We start from the raw sequence: 21,187 nt of genomic DNA on the forward strand, positions 1-21,187 counted from the left end.
GTTTCGCTCAGCGATACCCATTGCTGACCGGTTGCCCTGACGAGGGGCGCGACGGTCACTCCGGCACGTAGTTGAACGTATCCGGATCGGGACCGATACGGGCATCGGCGTTGAGGGCGTCGATGGCCGAGACCTCGTCTTCGGACAGCTCGAAGTCGAAGAGCGCGAAGTTCTCCTCGACGCGGGAGCGCGTCACCGACTTGGGGAAGACGATGTCGCCGCGCTGGATGTGCCACCGCAACGTGACCTGGGCGGCCGAGCGTCCCTTGGCCTCCGCGATCTTCGCGATGACCGGGTCGTCGACGACCTTGCCCTGCGCGATCGGCGACCACGCCTCGGTGGCGATGCCGTGCTCGAAGTTGAAGACACGCAACGGGTTCTGCGACAGATATGGATGCACCTCGATCTGGTTCACCGCAGGAACCACGTCGGCCTCGTCGAACAGACGCTGCAGGTGCGCCTGCTGGAAGTTCGAGACGCCGATGGCACGGGCCTTGCCGTCGGCGTAGGCCTTCTCCAGGGCCTTCCACGTCTGGACGTAGTCGCCCACCTCCGGCAGCGGCCAGTGGATCAGGAACAGATCCACCTGGTCGATCCCGAGGTCGGCGTTCGTCTTGTCGAGCGCCTTGAGCGCGTCGTCGAAGTCGTGGAATCCGTTGTTGAGCTTGCTGGTGATGAAGACTTCGTCACGGGAGAGGCCGGAATCGCGCAGCGCTTCACCGACGCCCTTCTCGTTGCCGTACATCTCGGCGGTGTCGATGTGGCGGTAGCCGACCTCGAAGGCCGTCAGCGTCGCCGCCCGCGTGTCCTCCGGCGGAACCTGGAAGACGCCGAAGCCCAACTGCGGAATGGTGATGCCGTTGTTGAGTGTGATGTTCGGGACTGTCATACGCGATCTGTCCTTTCGTTGCGGCGAGACGAGGGCGTACCTCGGCACCGGGTCGCCGATGATGGCGCAACCGAGCCCGAGGGATGCACGACCGTGTTCGGTTCAAGGCACGCCCGGACCGGGGATATTCCTGCACATGGCCTGACCTGCTGAGCAAGCCTCGAGCTGCTCGGTCTGCGATGACGGATCGACGACCCAGGTGCGTGGCGACCTCTGTTCGATTGCCGGTCAGATCGGACCGCCTTGGAGGCGGGGGTGTTCGAGTCGATGGCGACGTGGTCGAGAGGCACGAGCGCGGCGTTGATGAAGAGCGCGCGCCGTCCACCGTCCACCGTCCACGCACCGATACCTGTCGGACAGTCCGCAGATCGTGGTGTTGTACTGGTCGTGGCTGCGCATGGTCTGAAGGACCGGTCGTCCTTCGGGGACCGGTACCCACTGCAGCTCGTTCACCGCGAACCGCGCTTTGCCGCTTGCGGTTTCGAACCGGTGCTCATCACGGGGTGCGGGAAGGACGAACCCGTCGGGTTGCCGTACCCGAGCGTTGAGGTCGGGTTTCAGGCCAGACGGACCACCGACATCGAATGCTCGACGGGGACCAGCTGGCGCTGCCCTTTCCGCACGTCTCGGTCCGTGCGGTCCAGCGACGGCAGGACGAGCGCGGCGCGCCCGTCTCGTATGCCCCGGATCGAGTCGACGGCGTCGAGTCCGTGACGGCGGGGTGAGCGGATGCCGAACTCGGTGTCGAGCGCATCGAGGAAGGCGTCCGGCATCTTCTCCCAGATAGCCACCGTCCGGTCGCCCTGCACGTTGGAGTGCCCGCGCACGGGACACACGCCGGGCGAACTGTGCTGCACCTTTCCCCGGATGCAGCGCGGCGGCCCGGCAGATCGACCTCGACCACACCCGGCCGTTCGACCATCAGTAACCCCCGACGCGCCGAACACCGGTGGAACCAAGCCAACCCACCACCGTCATCCGTTTGCCGAAGCAGACGGACTGACGCGACCCGCAAAACCGCCATTGTGCACCTGTTTTGTGGAAATTCGCACCCACCGTTTCCCAGGACACATTTTCTGTGCCACACTTGTCGAGCGGTCATCAGTTTTGGTGGCTGCTGAACTGAAGAAAGAAGTACAGCAGTATGGCACAGGGAACCGTCAAGTGGTTCAACGGCGAAAAGGGCTTCGGCTTCATCGCACCCGACGACCAGGGCGCAGATGTCTTCGTCCACTACTCCTCCATCACCGGTAGCGGCTTCCGCAACCTCGAGGAGAACCAGCGCGTCGAATTCGACGTCGAGCAGGGAGCCAAGGGCCCCCAGGCAACCAACGTCAGCGCGCTCTAAGCACACCTGACTTCACGAAGCGCCTCATCCGACTCCGGTCAGATGGGGCGTTTCGTCGTTTCCGGGACATGATCACCACCGCCGTCGATGGCGCTCCCGATATCTGATAACCTCCGTTTCCAGATTTGGGGGATGTGCCGGACGAAGGATGGCGATCATGACACTCGACGAACACTCGCTTCTGTGGCGCTATGCCGGTGACCGCCGATTCGTGATGTCGATCTGCCGCGCGGTGTCGTTGCAGATGCTCCATCCCTCGATCGCATCCGCCACCCACGAGTTCTCGATGGTCTCCAACCGCGTGTTCATCCACAAGAAGCGGACCGCGCCATGCATCGTCAGGTCCGCCTACGAAGACGACTTCGACGCCGTACGCCTGATCCGCTACAGCCACGACCACTTTCACGGCCACCGACCTGATGGGCAGAGGTATCACGCACTCAACCCCGACGTCTTCTTCTTCGAGCATGCCACCTATGTCGACGCCCTGTTCACCTGTGTGGACGTGTTCTTCGGCGGACTCGGAGCCGACGACCGCGAGAAGCTGTATGCCGAGACCTGCGAATGGTACGGGCGCCTCGGCATCTCGGCGCGCGCGATGCCGGCGACGCTGCACGAGTTCGACGAGTACTTCGACGACGCTCTCGCCACTCAGCTGGACCCCGACCCCGGCATGGGCTGGTACCGCACACAGCTCCTCCGCCCGGACTACTGGCTGTTTCGCAACCTCCCCTCCGGGGCGGTCCGTGCGATCCAACATCCAGTGGCGGCAACGCATCTCGGGATAACCGTATCGGCGGCCGATCGGCGGTCGCTGGCGCGCACCGCGACGATCCTCTCAGCGGTGGATGCCGTCGCACCAGCGCGGAACATCTGGCCCGTCGAGGTCCGCGAGAAGGTCCTCGCCGCGCGGCGGACCCGCTGAGAGCACCTGGGATCTGCGTCTTCTCCTACCGCAGCGCGCGCGGCAACCGTGACACGGGGACGACGACGGTTCCCTCGATGGTTGCGGACGACAGTATTCCGACGACCTGCCCACGACTGTTCCGAACACCAGCACCACTGTCTCCCGACTCCGACCGAAGACTCGTCTGAATCGAATACGAGTCGTGGCTCGTCAGGAACGGCGGCGTGAGTGAGACGCCGTGCGAAGTGCGCAGCACCTCGGCTGGGTCGGTGACCTTGCCCGTTCCGTAGCCCGTGGTGATCCCCGACTTCCAGACCAGTTGACCCCGGTGGAACTTCGCATCCCAGTTCACCGTGTCGATCCGGGCAGACACACGCGGCGCCAGGCGGATCACCGCGATGTCGAGTTGTCGCGCGATGCGGTTGGCGGTGATCGTCCCGATTCGGTGTCCCTTCTGGTCGTACACCGGCCTACCGACGTCGCCGCAGTGCCCCGCGGTCAGCGCCTTCGTTCGAGAGATCACCGCGCCGAGAGTGCAACTGTTCGCTGTGACCAAGGTGTCGTCGATGCTGACCGCCATCCCCGACCTCACGGTGAGCACCGCGGCATCCGCCACGACAGCGGGCGCTGCGAACAGCGCCGTCGATGCCCCCAACGCCAGCAACACGCGCAACCGAATCCTCATGTTTCCCTCCCCAGGCAGCGTGAACAGCCTAACCGTGCCGGCGACGGGCGGCGCGACCCCGTCGCGACTGCTGCCGCCGCCTGCCGCGGTCGCCGAAACCCGCACCGCCCGATGTAAGCCACGTCACAATGAGGTATGCGGCCGGGTTCGCCCGGCGGCTATCCCCCTATGGGGACGACGGGACGTGCGAGACACCGGGGCATGGAGCAAACCGGCGCGGTGTCGACGATGAGACGTGAGGGTGATGCAGATGTCCGATCCCGTTCTGGTCCTGACGAAGGCCCGCACGTCGTGCGAGATGCGAGCGGTCACCGATTGGGCGGCGAAGGCCTACCCGGATGCCGAGATCCGTCAAGGTGCCGACGTCGACTTCGATGCACTCTCGCCCAGCACGCTGCTCGTACCCGTCCGGCCGGTCTGGCTGCCCGCGGCCCGCCAGGGTGAGCGGCGGGTCACGCTCGGCGACGTGCTGGTGCTGTCGAATCCCCGACGCCCCCTCGGACTCATGCAGCCCATCATCCGCAGGCGCCGCCCGGACGCCCTGCGCGTGGTGGCGGGGGAACCGGCCACCATCGCCGAACTTCGCGAACGGCAGGCTCGCGAGCAGGCCGAGAGCGAGCCTTTCGACCAGTTCGTCCGACTCCAGGCGTCGGTGTCGGCCGAACGGGCGGAACGTCAGATCGTCGGCGACCGGTACAAGGTCCCCCGGCTGGTGGCCGAACAGATCAGCAGCTCGGCGCGGTTCCAGAGCGGGGCGGCCAAGCTCGCCGCCGAACTGGGCCGACCGACCGATGCGGTGGTCTCCGAGGCAATCGACAAGCTCGCGGGTTTCGTCGCCACCCAGAGCAGGCTGATGGACGACATCTTCTCCGCGACGTTCAACAGGCTCCACGAACTCGCGTGGAATGTCACGGTCGACGTCGACACCCTGAACTCGCTACGGACGCTGAACAAGTCGACCGGCCTGATCTTCCTGCCCTCTCACCGTTCCTACGTCGACCCATTGGTGCTGGCGAAGGTTCTGCGTAACAACGACTTTCCACCGAATCTCGTACTCGGGGGCAACAACTTGTCGTTCTGGCCGGTGGGACCGATCGCCCGTCGCGCGGGGATGATCTTCATCCGCCGCAAGTTCGGTTCGGACCCGGTCTACAAGTTCGCGATGCGGTCCTATCTGGCCTACATCATCGAGAAGCGGTTCAACCTGGAGTGGTACATCGAGGGTGGTCGCAGCCGAACGGGAAAGCTGCGCAAGCCGATGCTCGGGCTCCTGAACTACGTCGTCGACGCGGTGGGCCAGCTCGACGACGTCGATGTGTCGATCGTGCCGACGTCGATTGTCTACGACCAGCTGCAGGAGGTCGGCGCGATCGCCGCCGAGGACGCGGGCGGGGTCAAGAAACCCGAGGGCGTCGGCTGGCTGCTGCGCTATGCCAAGGCGCAGCGCAGCTACCTCGGCGACGCGCGAGTCCGTTTCGGCACACCGATCTCGCTGCGGGAGGCGCTGGACGAAGCGGGTGAAGGGCCGGCACGTCTGGAGAAGGTCGCCTTCCGTGTGATGGACGAGATCAATGCGGCCACGCCGATCACGGCGACCTCCCTGGTCGGCTTCGCAGCACTCGGCGCACAGGACCGTGCGTACACCTTGCCCGAGATCGAAGCCGTGCTCGCTCCCCTGCTCGACTACATCGAACGTCGCGGACTGCCCGGACCCGATCCCGCGCTGTGCCGCGGCGTCGGGCTCGTCCGAACTCTGCGAGTGCTGGCCGGGAACGGCGTGGCGACCTGTTACGACGGTGGTTCCGAACAGGTCTGGTCGGTGGTTCCCGAGAATCGGGCCGTCGCCGCCTACTATCGCAACGGCGCGCTGCACCATTTCGTCGACCGCGCGATCGTCGAGATGGGGTTGCTCGCGCTGGCCGAGGGCGAGGTGAAGGCCGGGAGCACGCCGATCCGTAGCAACCATGTCGGGTCCCCGCCGGCTCCGGATGAGAATCTTCTGACCGCGGCCCAGCGCGAGGCCCTCCGCATCCGGGATCTCCTCAAGTTCGAGTTCTTCTTCCCGCCCAAGACCGAGTTCCTCCATCGCCTCGGCATCGAACTCGATCTCCTGGCTCCCGGCTGGCGTGCGGTCACCCCCAGCCAGGAATGGACCTACGAGGTGCTGCACGGTCACACCGGAGCACTTCTCGCGCGGCGCACGCTGCAACCGTTCTTCGACGCCCAGCTGGTGGTCGCGACCAAGCTGGTGGAGCTGGGCAACACCGCCGAGGAGAAGGATGCCCTGATCGCCGACTGCCTGGGTCTCGGACGGCAACTCGCACTGCAAGCCGTTCTTCGTAGCAAGGACTCGGTGTCCAAGGATCTCTACGACGGGGCCTACCGCCTCGCCGACAACCGCGGTCTGATCCACGGTGAGGAGGTCGTGGATCTGCGGGCCGCTCGCCAGGACTGGCTCGACGAGGTCGAACTGATGCGGGATCGACTGGCACGTATCGCGGCGATCGAGGACCTACAGCCGGTCGGCGTGCAGGAGGAGGAGCAATGAGCGCCTTCACCGATCGCATGCGGACGATCCGTTCCGCGCCGACGGGCACGAAGGTGGCCGCGCTCTTCGACTACGACGGCACGCTGATCGAAGGTTTCTCCGCCGCCGCGATAATGCGGGCGCGGCTGCGCAGTATGGAGTTCGGGTTCGGGGAACTCGCCGACTTCCTGTTGATCGGTCTGCGCGGCGTCGTGTCGGAGCAGGACTACGCCGAGGTTCTCGCGGCCACGAGACCGACGTTCGCGGGTAAGACATATGCGGAGCTGACCGCCTTCGGCGAGCACCTCTTCAAGTACGAGACCGCGGCCAAGCTACGTCCCCAGATGTGGCAGATCCTGCGTGCCCATCGGGAGATGGGGCACACCATCGTGATCGCGTCGTCGGCCACGCGATTCCAGATCGAACCGATCGCCCGCGAGATCGGGGCGGACTTCGCGCTCGCCACCGACGTGGAGGTCGTCGACGGCGTGGTCACCGGAAACGTCAAGGGACGTCCGCTGTGGGGACCGGGTAAGGCGGCGGCTGTCCGAGAGTTGGCGCGCGCGAACGGCATCGATCTCGACGCGTCCTTTGCCTACAGCGACGGCAACGAAGACATCCCCTACCTCGAGTCCGTGGGAAATCCGGCGGCCGTATCGCCGCGCCGAATCCTGCGCGCGGAGGCGGAGTCCCGCGGTTGGCCGATCATCGATCTGAAGAACCCCACGTACAACCGCTTGGGGATGCTGGCCCGGACCGGTGCGTTCTACGCGTCGTTCGTCGGCGCGGCCGCCGTGGGCGCGGCCGCGGGTGTGGTACGCCGCGATCCGCACGCCCTCGTCAAAGCGCTCCCCACCGGTAACGACGTCGGATTGTCGTTGGCCGGCGTTCATGTCCAGGTGCTCGACGGTGGCGAATACCTGTTCTCGGACCGGCCGTGCGTCTTCCTGTTCAATCACCAGTCGAAGCTGGACCTCCCGGTCATGATCAACCTGGTCCGGTCGGATGCGACCGGCGTGGCCAAGAAGGAGGTGCAGCGGGTACCGGTCCTCGGCGAGATCCTGCGCCAGGCGGGACTCGTCTTCATCGATCGCACCAACCGGGGCAAGGCCATCGAACAACTGGCACCGGCCGTGAAGGCGCTGCGTGATGACGGCATGTCGCTGATCGTCGCGCCGGAGGGCACCCGGTCGCCGACCCCGCGGATCGGGGGATTCAAGAAGGGTCCGTTCCACATCGCCATGCAGGCCGGCGTGCCGATCGTCCCGGTGGTGTTGCGCAACACTGGTGAATTGATGTGGCGCGGTGCGCAACTCATCAGACCGGGGACCGTCGAGGTGATGGTCCTGCCACCCGTCGACACCAGCGAGTGGACCGCCGACGAGATCGGCACCCGCGCCGAGGAGGTGCGGCAGATGTATGTCACGGCACTCGCCGACTGGCCACTGGAGTCGTTCGTCGACGACGCGGTGGAGTCGCTGCGCAGACAACCGGAGGAAGACCGATGAGCGACGACCCCGATCTGGCCGAGGGCATGGACCGGCCCCTCGACTGGGCAAGCGACCCCCACATGAGTTCGGTGGACACCATCATGTGGCGCGGTGACACCGACCGTCGTATGCGCGGCACGATCTGCATGCTGGAGATCTACGACTGCGACCCGGACTGGGATCGCCTGGTCGCCGCCCACGAGTGGGCGAGTCGGATGGCTCCGCGCTTCCGTCAGCGGGTCGTCGACTCCCCGTTCGGCACCGGAACACCCAGTTGGGCCGTCGATCCCGACTTCGACCTGCACTACCACCTGCGCCGGATCCGGCTGGGCGGCGACGGCAGCATGCGGGAACTGCTGACCACCTGCGAACAGCTCGCGATGACCGCACTCGACGCCGCCCGTCCGCCGTGGGAGGGCACGCTGATCGAGGGTTTGCCCGACGGCCGGGCCGCGTACTTCCTGAAGGCACACCATGCACTCACCGACGGTCTGGGCGCGATCATCGGCCTGGCGCAACTGCATTCGCCGACGCGTGAACACAATCCGAAGAAGCCGCAGCCCCCGAGTCCCGACCCGGTGAACATCACGCCGCTCGATCTGCTCCAACGGCAGATCGCCGAGGAGGTCCGCCGGGTCCCGCATCGCATCGACACCACCTTCCGCGGCATACGCGCGCTGGCAAATCCGCGTCAGGCGCTGAGTACCGCTCTGCGCTATGGCCGTTCGGTCCCGAGGGTCGCCGGTCTGGTGAGTCCGCCCGGATCACCACTGTTGGCTCACCGCAGTCTGTCGTGGCGGTTCAGCGCCTTCGAGGTGCCGTTTCCGGACTTGAAGGCGGCCGCGACCGCTGCCCGCTCGTCGGTCAACGACGTCTACCTCGCCGGACTCATCGGCGGGTTCCGGCTCTACCACGAGAAGATGGGTTCACCTGTCGACACGATGCCGGTGGCGATTCCCATCTCGGTGCGGCGTCCCGAAGATCCCGCGGGAGGAAACCGGATCGCGGTGGGCCGCCTGGCCGGTCCGGTCGGCATCGCCGACCCCTTCGAGCGCGTGCTCACCATCCGCGAGCAGGTGCGTCAGGCCCGTCATGAACCGGCGGTCGACATCTTCAACACCCTCGGATCGGTGATGGCATGGCTACCCGGCACGGTTCTCATGCGCTTCAGCGGCACGACGACTCAGAACGACCTGCAGGCCAGCAACGTCCCCGGAATCCCCTGGGACACCTACGTCGCCGGTGCGAAGGTCGAGCGCATGTTCCCGTTCGGCCCGCTCCCGGGCTGCGCCATGATGGCCACCATGATCACCCACAACGGAACCGCCTGCCTCGGAATCAACTCCGACGGTGCCGCGGTGACGGATCAAGAACTCTTCGCCGACTGCCTGGTCGCCGGATTCGGCGAGGTGCTCGCACTGGCGGCGGACAACGACGCGGTGCCCGGGGAACTGAAGCGGGTGGTGTGAGCCTCCGACTCACAGACCTCATTTCGACGCTGCGACTTCGATCGAGGTCGCAACGTCGAAATGAGTTCTGGCAGTGCGGAGACGATGGGGCGCGCTGGTGAACATGGTGATGCTGGTCCTCGTCCTCGCCACCGGGGTGATCGCATCGGCGTGCGCGATCATGGCGGCCTTCACCTACCTGCGCCGAGGGCGCGATCCGCTGACCGCCGATCGCGGCGCCCGCCGATGGCTGGTCGCCACCGCGATCTTCGGGATCAGCGCCATCGTGCTGCGGTTCGTGTGGTTGTGGATGCTCTGAATGTGAACCTCACCGGAAGTACGGCGCCTCCTGCACCCAGTTGAACCCACGACTCCGTAGCGTCAACGCGTCGTGGTCCATACGGTGCGCGACGATCGAGGTCGGAGTTGCGTCGAGCTCGCCGGACAGCACCAGGGTGTCGTCGTCGGGGCGCTCGATGACCAGCGAGGCGAGCGGCTGTTGCATCTGCAGTGTCTCGTCCGCGATGTCGGCCGGCACCGGCACCAGCGCACCGTCCATCATCTGCAAGGTCGTCGCTCCGCCGGTGTCGAAAACGATTCGTTGCCAGCGCTTCTCGTCGGTCGTGAGCGGGGGAAGCAGAGTTCCGTCCACGCGGAAGTCCTGGACCGACCAGATGCCGTACAGTTCCGGTTTCGGTGCCCCGGCACCGTATTCCTGGTACCCGGTCCAACTGATCTGAGCTGCTCCGATCGCAACCCAGACGCCCAGCACCACCTGCAGTCCCGCAGCCCACCTGTTGAAGCCGGCGCGCCGGAACAGTGCAGTCGGAGTCAGCGGCTTCGCTGCTTGTCCGAACACAAACAGCTCCAGCAGGTTCCGCACATGCGGCGCCAACAGGATGAGCGAGAGGACCACCAGGTGGAAGGACAGGATCTTGACCGGAATGTCGAAGGTCATGTTGAGGATGAACACCTGGACCACTGCGATGAGACTGATGATCGCCCCGAGTGTGGCCGTCCGGGTCCAGAACAACAGGAGGCCACCGAGTACCTCGACACTGCCGAGCAGCATCTCGTAGACCGGCGAACTCCCGACCTGTAGCCACAGCATCGACGCCGGGCTGAAGTCCCCGAACGGTTCGAGCAGTGCCGCGAGCGGAGGCGGACCCATCTGCGACGGGATGAGCTTCGCGAAACCGTAGAACAGCATCTGTCCCCCGAGTGCGAGCCGCAGGAGCAGCGCCGTCCAGGACCACAGCCGTGCGTAGTCGGGACGTCGACGATCCAGAATCGACCACAGCGCGGCGACGACAAGGGCGATCGCCACCATGAGGAACAGGTAGATCCAGATCGCCATCTGGTCCTCGCTCCCGGAATTCACATCGAGGATCGCGCCAACACCGAAGACGTTGCGGCCCAGCCACTCCAGGGCGGGCGCGAGCGCTTTCAGCTGCCACAGGATCGCGCTGTCCGGCAGGAGGCTCCCCGCCGGGCCGAGGAACACGAAGGTGATCTGTGCGAACGTCAGGCAGAACAGCGCCGTGTAAGTGAAGGTGAACCGGAACAGCACCTTCTTCGCCGGACTCCAGTCGCCGGACGGGATCGGGGGTTCGTTGGTGGAGTCCTTCGCGCTCGGGGCCGTGTCGATCACAGTCATACCGCGACGCTAAGGGGACGAGGGTGTCGCGCACATCAGTGAAGAGACCGAGTCCGCCCCCTGCTTTCGGGCGGCCTCACCTCCGGGGTGACTCGGGGTTGACCACGACCTCGGATATGACGGATAGCATGGCGCCCATGGCAAACCGAGGGCACCCGTGACCGACTCCGCATCCCGTCGACTGTCGGCCGGCGATTATTTCGATGAGGCGATGCGGGTGCTGGAGGACTCCGGCTTCCCCACACTGACCGCCGCCGGATTGTGTGAGCGTCTCGGCGCCACCCGCGGCTCTTTCTACCACCACTTCAAGAACTTCGACGACTTCGTGGCCAAGTTCTTGGACTACTGGGAAGAGCGCTACAGCCGCGACCTGATCGCGCGGCCCGAAGCGCCCGATCTGTGGTCACAGATCGACGAGCAGGCCAACCTGGCGATCGGGTTGCCACATGCGGCCGAGGCGGCGTTGCGCGCCTGGGCCACCGTGGAGCCACGGGTGGCGACAGCGCAGCGTCGAGTGGATGAACTGCGCCGACAGGGACTGGCAGCGTCGCTGCAACGCCACGGCATACCGGAGACACAGGCCGCGGCGTTCGCCGCCATCGCGATCGCCGCCCTGGCGGGGATCCAGGTAACCCGGCAGCCGCTCGATCAGAGCGAGATGCGCGCAATGTATTCAGAGCTCGCACGAGCACTCCGCCAAGGCGGCCCCTCCTAAAAGCCGGTTGGGGCATTGACGCAAAGAGCTAACTGAATGTACCGTCGCTCCCAACATACAGGTGTGTATGTTCCGCTCGCTCCGTGAGCGGCAGCCGCCAGGAGGGACCGGCCGATCCATGACTACGAAGGATTCCCCCGATACCGTTGAAGACCGGACAGAACTGCCGTTCGGCGGTCGGCTCGGCCGTGTGGGCCCAGACTCGCCTGCTGTCGTGTGGCTCGCCAGGCTCGGCGCGGTCTTCCTCGTTCTGGAGCTCTACATCTTCGGCCGGTGGGTGACGTCGGACAGCTTCCAACGCGTCATGCCCGGTACCGACGACGGCACCAACATGGTGTGGATCTACCTCTGGGACGGGCTGAGCATCGTCGGCAGCATCGTGTTCGTCACGTGGATCGTGCGAAAACGCATCCGCGACGGCGAGCTTCCGCCGGTGGCGATCGTGGCGATGGCGTGGATGCTCACTGCCTGGCAGGACCCGCTGGTCAACGCTCTTCGTCCGGTCTACTCCTACAACTCGCACTTCCCCAACTTCGGCACCTGGGCTGAGTTCATCCCGGGTTGGGTCGACAACGGCGGCGTGAATCCCCAGCCCATCTTCTGGTGGGTCGGGATCTATCTGTTCTTCGTGCCGCTGAACATGATGGGAGTCGACGCGTACCTGAAATGGGTGCGCAGGCATGTGCCCCGGATCAATCGGGCCGGACTGATCGCCTTCGTGATGGTGCTGATGTTCGCCCAGGACGTCATCGGCGAGCTGATCACACTCCTGCAAGGCGTGGACCGCTACGTGTGGGTCGGCGGCAGCATCTCACTCTTCCCGGGTACCGATTACCAGTTCCCGCTGTACGAGGGACTCGTATGGGGTTGCGGCATGGTCGGATTGAGCGCGTTGATCTACTGCTTCCGAGACTCGCGCGGACGCATGATCACCGACCGCGGCCTCGATCGACTCAAGATTCGCAGGGGACGCACATTCCTCCGCGTGCTCTCGCTCGGCGCCGTGTTCAACATCGCGATGCTGGTCTTCTTCCTCGGGTACAACGTGGTCAACCAGCACGCCGACACCACCCAGCCCACCGTGCCGAGTTACATCGAGAACGACATGTGCGGGCTCGGCGACAACCCCAAGTGCGTCCCGTTCTGGTCGACCACGACGCCGGCCGAGCCATCGCGCTGAGGCGCCGGGTACGGCGCGTCAGCGTAGGTTCTCACGTTCAGCTGCACATGGCCGCGTCTGACAGTCGACTATCCGGCTGTTCCGTTCGGCCCGCTCCCCGGCTGCGCGATGATGGCCACGATGATCACGCACAACGGAACCGCCTGCCTCGGAATCAATTCCGACGGTGCCGCGGTGACAAATCAGGAGTTGTTCGCCGACTGCCTGGTCGCCGGCTTCCGTGAGGTGCCGGCACTGGCCGCCGATACGACCAGACCCCCGGGGAGTTGAAGCGAGTGGTGTGAGGCGCCAACCGGTACACCTCATTTCGACGATGCGACTTCGATCGAGGTCGCATCGTCGAAGCGACGTCTGGGTGTGTGACGACGATGGGCCGAGCTCGTGAATGCGGTGATGTTGACGCTGGTCCTCGCGACCGGAGTGATCGCGTCGGTGTGCGCACTCATGGCTGCCTACACCTACCCGCGCCGAGGACGCGATCCGTCGGCAGCCGCTCGTGGTGCCCGCCGGTGGATGGTCGGCGTCGCGATCTTCGGGATCAGTGCCGTCGTGCTGCGGTTCGTGTGGGTACTGCTGAGTTGAAGTGGGTACAGGCCATTCGGACTAGTTCGACTGGTCCGACGATTTCGACCGTCCACTCCCCGACGACGAGCTCGACGCCTGGGGAAACCGATACCAGCTCGCCTGGGACCATCCGACCCGTTCGACCGCATGATCGTCGCCCAAGCCACCCGCCGCGGGCTGACCATCGCCACCGGCGATGACACCATCCGGAGCGGAACGACGGTCCCCGTCATCGACACTCGCCGGCGACCGTGACGACGATGTTCGCGCCCGGGCATCATGCCCAATCCGCCTCACCGGCGTCCCGGAACCGGGCGGCCGGACTGGCGTGACCACTGCTCGGGGTCGTCGCGCAACAAGCGTGCACGTCCTTTACGGCGGTAGCGCCAGATCTGTGCCGCGCCGAGTCCCCAGAGCAGGAACTGGGCGGCCATCGCCCAGGTGAAGGCTTCGGCGGGATAACCTTCGACGCCATCCGGGGTGCGCCAGTCGAGGATGAGACCGATCAGACCCGCGGTGACGAGGGTGGCCACAAAGCCGGCCTGATTGATGATCCCGGTGGCGGTACTGGTGCGCGAAGCCGGGTTGGATGTGCGGCCGAGATCGAAGCCGACCATCGACGCGGGACCGCCCATCCCGCAGACCACCACCAAGACGACGAGGACCCAGAAGGGTGCCTGACCCGGCCACGCCAGCACCACTGCCCAGGCGGTCGCGATGCTCGCGATCACCAGCAGAACCAACGTCGACCGGTGCCACGGCGAGCGGGTGATCAGCCACGCGAACACCGGCCCGAAGCCCATGATGGCCAACACCATGATCGTGAGCAGGAGCCCGGCCGCGCCGGCGCTCAGGTCCTGGCCCTCCACGAAGAAGGGATAGCCCCACAGGAGACCGAGGACGTTGGTGCTGAACGGAGTGGAGAAATGCATCCAGAAGCCCAGACGAGTGCCGGGATGAGACCACGACTCACCCAGGCTCTGCCGGATACCCGCCAATCCGAGCATCGGTCCCGACACCGAGCGGGCCTCCGCAGAATCTCGGACCACCAGCAGGGTGGCCAGCAGCAACACCACGCCGAGCCCCGCGGTGGCGATATACGCGCGGGTCCATCCCCAGCCGGACAACGCCCACGTCATCGGGATCGCTGCCGCCACAGCGCCCAGCTGACCGAGCACCCCGGTGAGCTGCGTCATCAACGGTATTCGACGGACCGGGAACCAGGTGGTGACCAATCGCAGGACACACACGAAGGTCATCGCGTCGCCGATCCCGACGAAGAACCGGGACGACAGAGCCCACGGATAGGTGTCGGCGAAGGCGAAGCTGAACTGCGCTACCGTGAGAATCAGTGTGCCGGTAAGCAATACACGACGCGGCCCGAACCGATCGACCAGAAGTCCCACCGGAACCTGCATCAGGGCATAGACCAGCAGCTGCAACACGACGAAGGTCGACAGCTGCGACGCGGTGATGTCGAAGCGTTCCGCCGCCAGCAAACCGGCCACAGCGAGCGAGGACCGCTGCAGGACCGCGACGAAGTAGACCGTGAGACCCACCAGCCAAATGGCCATCGCCTGGGTCGAGCGCGAGGGTGCGGTCATCGTCGGGGGCCGGAGACCGATCGGGCGGACAAGAATCCTTCGTTCACCTAACCCATTGTCGGGGGTAGGCCCACAGCGCCGTCCAGAGACCTACGCGCGTCCGGTTTCGACGCACACTGATCGGGCGTCGACCGGAAGACATCGTTTCGACGCCGCGACCTCAATCGAAGTCGCGCGACCGAGATGACGTCGAGCAGTCACGCGTCGGATGACCGCCGCCTACGTGCCCGATCCACTCGTTCCGTTGTCACGACTTCGATGGCGGCGACAGAGTTCCTGAACTGCTTACCCAGGACGCGGGAGCCCACGGCTCCGAGCACGCCCGCGAGGAGCCGGCCCTTGAGGTTCTTCCCGACCTGGTCCGAAGTCGGTGAGTCCTGCAAGAAACTGCTCGGGCGTCACGGTGGTCGTCTCGTGCATGTGGCTCGTGGTCACGGCATGTACCTCGACAAGTTGGAGATCCGCCCCGTCCATCGGCGCACTACCCCCGCGCCATGTCCACGAACCGGTTGGGATGCAACTGGTGCGCGACGGCGTTCGTCGCGCACTGTCAGCGACGAGCACTGCAGCACCAGATGGCCATTGCGTAAGTCGAGCGCGATGGTGCTGCCATCGTCGGAGACCTACCCCGAGGACCGAAGGCGGTTCATTGTGTGCTGCTCGGTCATCCAGTGCCGATCGATCTGCTGTACGAAGTCCGGACGGACGAGCTTCGCACGCCGCTGCGGCCCGGTGGAGGCCGCAGAGCGAGCGACAACACCCTCCATCTGCTCATGCCCCACCCGGCTCCGCTGTATCAACCCCGTCAATGTGTCCAAGGTGAAGTCTCCGACAGCGAGGAACGGGACGGTGAACAGGCCGACCTCGTCGGCAAAGGCATCGCGCATCTCTGGGTCCCAGAATCGTCCGGCCGTCTTCTCGTAGACGTCGAATATCAGAAACCAGTCGGGCAGTTGGTCATAGCTGACGCTGTGCGTGATCGCGCACCACTCGCCGAAGAGGACGAGTTCGGTGCCGAGCGCGCTGGCGAGTCGTCGTCGACGAGGCTCGATCCAGGTGGACAGTCCGCGGAAGTGGCGGCCGCCGGGCTGGACATAGCTGCCGCGCGCCTGAAACAGCAAACCGTCTTCGCCGCCCGAGATACCGAGATTCTGTCCGTCGATCTTCTCTTCGACGTGCAACGGACCGGACAGAAACTCGTCCCGCTCTGCTTCGTCCAGCACCTTGTCGTCGCGCACGTCGACACCCCGCGGCCGGACGAGGTACGGGGTCGACGGGAATCGCACGAAGTCGGTCACGGCGCGTCGCACCCGAACTTCGCACGGTAGGCGGCGCGGATCGACGGTTCGTGGACGTACTCGACACGCACACCGTGGCGACTCAGCACCTCGCCCCAGTTGAGCCATTTGGTGTCAGTGGCCTGCAGGACGGGGACACCGGCGACTTTCGCCGCCGCGACCAACTTGCGGTCCGACGGGTCGATCTCGGCATCGTCACCACCGAGCACCGCGTAGCTGTTCGGCGTGGTCGTATCGGGTTCGATGTCTGGTCGCACCGCTTCGTCCCAGCTGTGGCGATTGTCGTAGACGTACTTGGCGAAAGCATCACCCAAGGTGGGTTGTCCACCGCGACTGAGCTGGTGGAAGTACTCTTCGATGATTTCGCCGAGTTCATCGGTGACAACAGGAAGCCCGTTCTCGATGATCTCCTCGAGAATCTCCTCGCACGCCTCGACGAGTGCGATCGGCCGGTCGTCGGGAAACTTGACGACGAGCGGCACGTTGGTGTCGATCACTTTGCTCATGTGGACCGGCCTTGGCGTCGACGTCGAGCACTTCGTGACTGGGCGACCAGATCTGCCGCGGGGTCGCCGAAGAAGTTCGCGGGCCAGTTCCGCACGTTCCCGTACTCGTCGACGTCGAGCGCCTCGATGGTCGACCCCCGTTCGTCGAAGTTCACGGTGTAGCACCGCACATCGGCAGCGTCGACTTCTCCCTCGGCGATCCGACGGAGGAGACGCCGCAACAGGTGTTCGGAGTGGGATTCGACGATGAACTGCGTGCTGCGCGGCTTCCCGTTCTCACGAGCCGATGTCGCAGCGAGGAACAGGTCCGCGAGCCCGGCCTGCACGGATGGGTGAAGGTGGATCTCCGGTTGCTCCACGACAACCGTCGAACCGGGGGCGGAGTAGAACGCCTCCACGAGCACCGGAAGCACCTGCGAGACGCCGAACCCGACATCGGTGAGCAGAACTTCCCGACTACTGCCCGGCGTCGTCACTCGAACCTCGTACTCGTCACGACCGGCTCCGATCGGAGTCACCGCGAAGCTCTCGATCACCCCCAGCGTTCTCAGCCACTCGGCGACCAGTACTTGAAGGTGCTTCGTCTCCTGCTCGGGGTCGAAGTTGTACCGCCGGGACTGGCCGGCCAACAATGCATCGACCGTGTACTCACCGCTCCAGCCAACGTGGCTGACCTCTTCTCCGGACCATCGATACGTCCGACGGGGTTGTTTCCGCAACGGCCCGAGGTAGTTGACCGCCAACAACTGCTCCTCGAGCGCCAGCGTGAGATCTGCGGCGAAGTCGAGGAACTGATAACGAGTCGGTAGGTCATCGGGGAACGCATGGAAGTGGGAGGGAGCCGACACCGGCCACTGTCGTCCGAGCGTCCTGACCAGTTCGATGCCTTCGGCATGAACGGAGTAGTCTCCACTGCCGGCGTCACGCGCACTTCCCAGCGACAACGTGTCGCCGGAGTCGCTCGAGGTGAGGCGATACTCGTAGCTGTCGACGTGCAAGCGCGGTGGTGTCTCAGAAGTTGCACTGATCGCCGCACGAAATCCCATGTCGGTGCCATGGAATCTGGTTCGACTGTGTTCGTGATCCACGGTCAGCGGACGATCACGCCGCCAATCGAACTCAAAGGCCAAGGGCGCCTCGATGTTTCCGTTGCGCAGCACACTCGCGTACGCGCCGAGATCGACGGGTGTCCGGTCGTCCCCGGTGTGGAGGACCCGTCGGCGGTCCGGCGATTCGACTGTCTGCTGAAGCATGAGCAGGAACTGGTGCAGGCTCGACTTCCCCGACGAGTTGGCTCCGAACAGCACGGTCAACGGGGCCAGCTCGATGTCGCCCGTGTCCTCCCATGCCTTGAAGTTCTTCAGCCGTAATCGGGTGAACACGCCATTCCCTTCCTTCGCGAGCACTCTGCGTTCAGCGCAGTCACCTCCGCGGCCGCCCATCGCCGTGGAGAGTGCCGGCCAGCTCTCGAGAGAGTCGGTGAACCTCCGAGTTGCGGTGAGCAGAGTACCAATTCTGGACGCCTTGTTCGTCCAGGCAGCGGCTTTTCTCTGGCTGCGGGTGTGGCCGAACCCGCGTCGCCTTCGCTTCGCTCTACTTCGGCAGTCGCCGCGTCAACCCCGCGCCATGTCCACGAACCGGCTGAGATGCAGCTGGTGCGCGACGGTGATCGTGGCGGTCGGGCCGTTACGGTGCTTACCGACGATGATGTCGGCCTCACCGGCGCGCGGGTCGTCGCGCTCGATCGAGTCGGGGCGGTGCAGCAGGATGACCATGTCGGCGTCCTGCTCCAGCGAGCCGGACTCACGAAGGTCCGACACCTGCGGCTTCTTGTCGGTACGTTGCTCGGGACCACGGTTCAGCTGACTGATCGCGATCACCGGAACCTCGAGTTCCTTCGCCAGTAGCTTGAGTTGACGGGAGAACTCCGAGACCTCTTGCTGACGCGACTCGACCTTCTTACCCGAGGTCATCAGCTGCATGTAGTCCACCGCAACGACTTTGAGGTCGTGACGCTGCTTGAGACGACGCGCCTTGGCGCGGATCTCCATCATCGTCAGGTTCGGCGAGTCGTCGATGAAGAACGGCGCATCCGAGATCTCGCCCATACGACGAGCCAACCGGGTCCAGTCGTCGTCGCTCATGGTGCCGGCACGCATGTCGGCCAGCTTGACCTTCGCCTCCGCCGACAGCAGACGCATGACGATCTCGGTTTTACTCATTTCCAGCGAGAACATGGCTGCGGTGAGGCCGTGTCCGATCGCCGCGGACCGCAGGAAGTCCATGGCCAGCGTGGAGTTGTGTGTGGGGACCATCGCCTCGCCGGCGAGGTAGAGGTGTTCGTCGTTGTCGACCTCGACGCAGCGCACCGGCACCGAGTCGACCGGCCGCACCGCGACGACGCGTCGAACACCGGCATTACGACGAAGTTCCTTGTGGCGCAATGCCTTGTGGTGGACGGTGAAGACATCCTCATCGGCGTCGACGCGCAACCAACCCGTCGCCGAACGCTTGTAGTTGAAGCCCAGACCGGCAACGAGATCGGCCACGACCCCGGTCATGTGCCGGGTCGCGGCGGGCACGGTGATCCACCCGTCATCGTCGACGGTGGCACGCGCGTCGAGGAGGCCGGCCAACAGCGCGCGACGCTGAGCGATCGACCCGCGCAGGTACTCGTAGGGGATGCGACCACCCAGGTCGGCCATCAACGTCATGACGTCGACGGGACCTTCCGCGTCGATACGCATGCTGATCTCGGGATCGTCGAACGCCATTCCCGCGAGCGCGGCGACGGTGTACGGCCCATAGGCAAAACGCTTGCGCGGCAACTCGAGTGGCGCGGTGTTGCGGATGACGGCACATCCGACGTGGGCGCGCAGACCCGCCGTGGTGACGACCTGACGCTCGCCGTCGATCTCGGCCGCCCACTGATGCTGCTCGTCGGCGACCAGCACGGCACCGTCGTTGAATTCGACCTCGTAGCAGGGACGCTCGGTCATGACGTCGGTCGCCGCGACCACCGTCGTCGGCCGGCCGTGGGCGTCGAGTAGCTGGTCGCCGACCCCGACCTTGCCCATCGTCGTCCAGCCGGTGGGCGTGGGCAGCGGGGTGTCGAGGGCGAGCGCCTTGCCGACGCCCGGTCGTGCGGCGACGATGATCATCTGGCCCGGATGCAGACCGTTGGTGAGCTTGTCGAAGTCCGCGAAGCCGGTCGGGACACCCAGCGAGATACCGCCGCGCGAGGCGATCGAGTCGATCTCGTCCATCGTCGGCTGCAGGAGCTCTTCGAGCGGGAGGTAATCCTCGGCCTGGCGGCGTTCGGTGACCTCGTACACCTCGGCCTGTGCGCGGTCGACGACCTCGGCCACGTCCTGGCCGTCGTTGCCCGCGTAGCCGTACTGCACGATGCGGGTACCGGCCGTCACCAGACGACGCAGGATGGCCTTCTCGGCCACGATCTCGGCGTAGTAGCCGGCATTGGCCGCGGTGGGCACCGTCGAGATCAGGGTGTGCAGATACGGGGCGCCGCCGATGCGCTTGAGTTCGCCCGACCGCTCCAGTTCGGCGGCAACGGTGACCGCGTCAGCCGGTTCACCCTTGCTGTAGAGGCTGAGGATCGCCTCGAACACGGCTTGATGCGCCGGCCGGTAGAAGTCGGCCGTGCGGATCTTCTCGACGACGTCGGCGACTGCGTCCTTGGACAGCAACATGCCGCCGAGTACCGACTGCTCGGCGGCGAGGTCCTGCGGGGGTTGGCGACCGAAATCCTCGGTGGGGAGAGCGTCATCACCCCGACCCCTGTCCTGGTCGCGGTCTCCGGCGGCGGGACCGCGCCCGCGGTCATCCACAACAGCCACGCGTGTCTAACCTCTCGCAACGCTCGATCCATTCGCCCGGGGCGGATGGGTACGACCTCTGTGGTGTCGGCCCCGGTAGGCCACCTCGCGAGTCCCCGGTGTCGACGTCATGCCCTGTCACTTGATGCTCTGTCCGTCTCCATTCCTATCGGCTCGCTCCGACAAAGAGTGCTGTCGTGCGCGCGAGACGGGACTGAGACCTGAGCCGAGACATTAAGACCTCGACGCCGCCGACTCAAACCGGACTGTTAGCAAATCTGGGGAGGACTTGTGGACGAGGTGTGAGTGATCGGGGGAGCGATTGTGCAACCGTTGTGGACAACCTGAGGAATTAGGGTGTGAACAACCCTGTTTGACCAGGTCAGCGGCCTGATTAGTTTCCACAATCACGAAACTGAAAATCCTTCGGTACTCTTCGGCGCGTCGTCGTGCGGGCGTGTTGCGACCCACTGTTCAACTACGTGTGGCAAACAATTCGGTGAATTTCCCGGGTGATCTGCGTAACAGGTCCG

17 protein-coding genes and 2 pseudogenes are annotated in these 21,187 nt (G+C 65.2%); 10 read left to right on the plus strand and 9 right to left on the minus strand.

Going from position 1 to position 21,187, the window contains the following annotated elements; genetic code table 11:
* Positions 1–55: 55 nt before the first annotated feature.
* Both GAA2_RS22200 and GAA2_RS23480 read right to left on the minus strand, forming a co-directional pair.
* Positions 56–889 carry an aldo/keto reductase gene (locus tag GAA2_RS22200; protein ID WP_024499123.1) on the minus strand — a complete coding sequence of 278 codons (834 nt, stop codon included), beginning with the start codon at positions 887–889 and terminating at the stop codon, positions 56–58.
* Positions 886–1,827: pseudogene (locus tag GAA2_RS23480) on the minus strand (hypothetical protein); the annotation flags it as partial. The gene GAA2_RS22200 and the pseudogene GAA2_RS23480, both read right to left, overlap by 4 nt.
* A gap of 206 nt (positions 1,828–2,033) precedes the next feature.
* Here GAA2_RS23480 and GAA2_RS22210 point away from each other — a divergent pair.
* Positions 2,034–2,237 (plus strand): cold-shock protein, encoded by a 204-nt coding sequence (locus tag GAA2_RS22210; RefSeq protein WP_004020476.1) that lies wholly within the window; start codon positions 2,034–2,036, stop codon positions 2,235–2,237.
* Positions 2,238–2,394: 157 nt separating this feature from the next.
* A complete protein-coding gene (locus GAA2_RS22215) occupies positions 2,395–3,162 on the plus strand; it encodes an oxygenase MpaB family protein (RefSeq protein ID WP_024499121.1) in 768 nt (255 codons plus the stop codon).
* Between the two features lie 25 nt (positions 3,163–3,187).
* On the opposite strand, the gene GAA2_RS22220 is transcribed toward GAA2_RS22215, so the two are convergent.
* Positions 3,188–3,829 carry a trypsin-like serine protease gene (locus tag GAA2_RS22220; RefSeq protein ID WP_024499120.1) on the minus strand — a complete coding sequence of 214 codons (642 nt, stop codon included), beginning with the start codon at positions 3,827–3,829 and terminating at the stop codon, positions 3,188–3,190.
* Between the two features lie 244 nt (positions 3,830–4,073).
* Here GAA2_RS22220 and GAA2_RS22225 point away from each other — a divergent pair, with 244 nt between their 5' ends.
* The 4 genes from GAA2_RS22225 to GAA2_RS22240 all read left to right on the plus strand — a co-directional run bounded on the left by GAA2_RS22225 (position 4,074) and on the right by GAA2_RS22240 (position 9,613).
* Entirely contained in the window at positions 4,074–6,377 is a 2,304-nt protein-coding gene (locus GAA2_RS22225; RefSeq protein ID WP_191835038.1) for a glycerol-3-phosphate 1-O-acyltransferase, read from the plus strand.
* Entirely contained in the window at positions 6,374–7,864 is a 1,491-nt protein-coding gene (locus GAA2_RS22230; protein WP_191834612.1) for an HAD-IB family hydrolase, read from the plus strand. The genes GAA2_RS22225 and GAA2_RS22230 overlap by 4 nt, the downstream gene beginning before the upstream one ends.
* Positions 7,861–9,315, plus strand: coding sequence for a wax ester/triacylglycerol synthase domain-containing protein (locus tag GAA2_RS22235; protein WP_191834613.1), 1,455 nt, complete (start codon positions 7,861–7,863; stop codon positions 9,313–9,315). Before GAA2_RS22230 ends, GAA2_RS22235 begins: the two co-directional genes overlap by 4 nt.
* Positions 9,316–9,424: 109 nt before the next feature.
* Positions 9,425–9,613 (plus strand): hypothetical protein, encoded by a 189-nt coding sequence (locus tag GAA2_RS22240; protein WP_051995446.1) that lies wholly within the window; start codon positions 9,425–9,427, stop codon positions 9,611–9,613.
* A 9-nt stretch (positions 9,614–9,622) separates the two neighbouring features.
* On the opposite strand, the gene GAA2_RS22245 is transcribed toward GAA2_RS22240, so the two are convergent.
* On the minus strand, positions 9,623–10,951 hold the full coding sequence (locus GAA2_RS22245) for a DoxX family protein (protein ID WP_191834614.1): 1,329 nt from the start codon (positions 10,949–10,951) through the stop codon (positions 9,623–9,625).
* 157 nt (positions 10,952–11,108) lie between these two features.
* Between GAA2_RS22245 and GAA2_RS22250 the strand changes: the two genes are divergently transcribed.
* The 4 genes and pseudogenes from GAA2_RS22250 (at position 11,109) to GAA2_RS22265 (ending at position 13,428) form a co-directional block, all read left to right on the plus strand.
* Positions 11,109–11,666, plus strand: coding sequence for a TetR/AcrR family transcriptional regulator (locus GAA2_RS22250; RefSeq protein ID WP_159404670.1), 558 nt, complete (start codon positions 11,109–11,111; stop codon positions 11,664–11,666).
* Positions 11,667–11,880: 214 nt separating this feature from the next.
* Positions 11,881–12,846, plus strand: a complete 966-nt coding sequence (locus tag GAA2_RS22255; RefSeq protein WP_159404669.1) for a spirocyclase AveC family protein — start codon at positions 11,881–11,883, stop codon at positions 12,844–12,846.
* Between the two features lie 81 nt (positions 12,847–12,927).
* Positions 12,928–13,130 (plus strand): annotated as a pseudogene (locus tag GAA2_RS22260) (hypothetical protein); the annotation flags it as partial.
* 109 nt (positions 13,131–13,239) lie between these two features.
* Positions 13,240–13,428, plus strand: coding sequence for a hypothetical protein (locus GAA2_RS22265; protein WP_159404668.1), 189 nt, complete (start codon positions 13,240–13,242; stop codon positions 13,426–13,428).
* A gap of 275 nt (positions 13,429–13,703) precedes the next feature.
* Here the strand turns inward: GAA2_RS22265 and GAA2_RS22270 are convergent, their stop codons facing one another.
* The 5 genes from GAA2_RS22270 to dnaB form a co-directional block, all read right to left on the minus strand.
* The gene (locus GAA2_RS22270) at positions 13,704–15,014 is read right to left on the minus strand and encodes an MFS transporter (RefSeq protein ID WP_159404667.1); all 1,311 of its coding nucleotides are present in this window, start codon (positions 15,012–15,014) and stop codon (positions 13,704–13,706) included.
* 623 nt (positions 15,015–15,637) lie between these two features.
* Entirely contained in the window at positions 15,638–16,252 is a 615-nt protein-coding gene (locus GAA2_RS22275; RefSeq protein WP_198362481.1) for an RNA ligase family protein, read from the minus strand.
* A 56-nt stretch (positions 16,253–16,308) separates the two neighbouring features.
* Positions 16,309–16,818, minus strand: a complete 510-nt coding sequence (locus tag GAA2_RS22280) for a hypothetical protein (RefSeq protein WP_024499109.1) — start codon at positions 16,816–16,818, stop codon at positions 16,309–16,311.
* A complete protein-coding gene (locus GAA2_RS22285; RefSeq protein WP_024499108.1) occupies positions 16,815–18,200 on the minus strand; it encodes an AAA family ATPase in 1,386 nt (461 codons plus the stop codon). Before GAA2_RS22285 ends, GAA2_RS22280 begins: the two co-directional genes overlap by 4 nt.
* 231 nt (positions 18,201–18,431) lie before the next feature.
* Positions 18,432–20,675, minus strand: a complete 2,244-nt coding sequence (gene dnaB / locus GAA2_RS22290; RefSeq protein WP_024499107.1) for a replicative DNA helicase — start codon at positions 20,673–20,675, stop codon at positions 18,432–18,434.
* Positions 20,676–21,187: the final 512 nt, after the last annotated feature.

This window comes from Gordonia ajococcus (assembly GCF_012974285.1).
Taxonomy (GTDB): domain Bacteria; phylum Actinomycetota; class Actinomycetes; order Mycobacteriales; family Mycobacteriaceae; genus Gordonia; species Gordonia amicalis.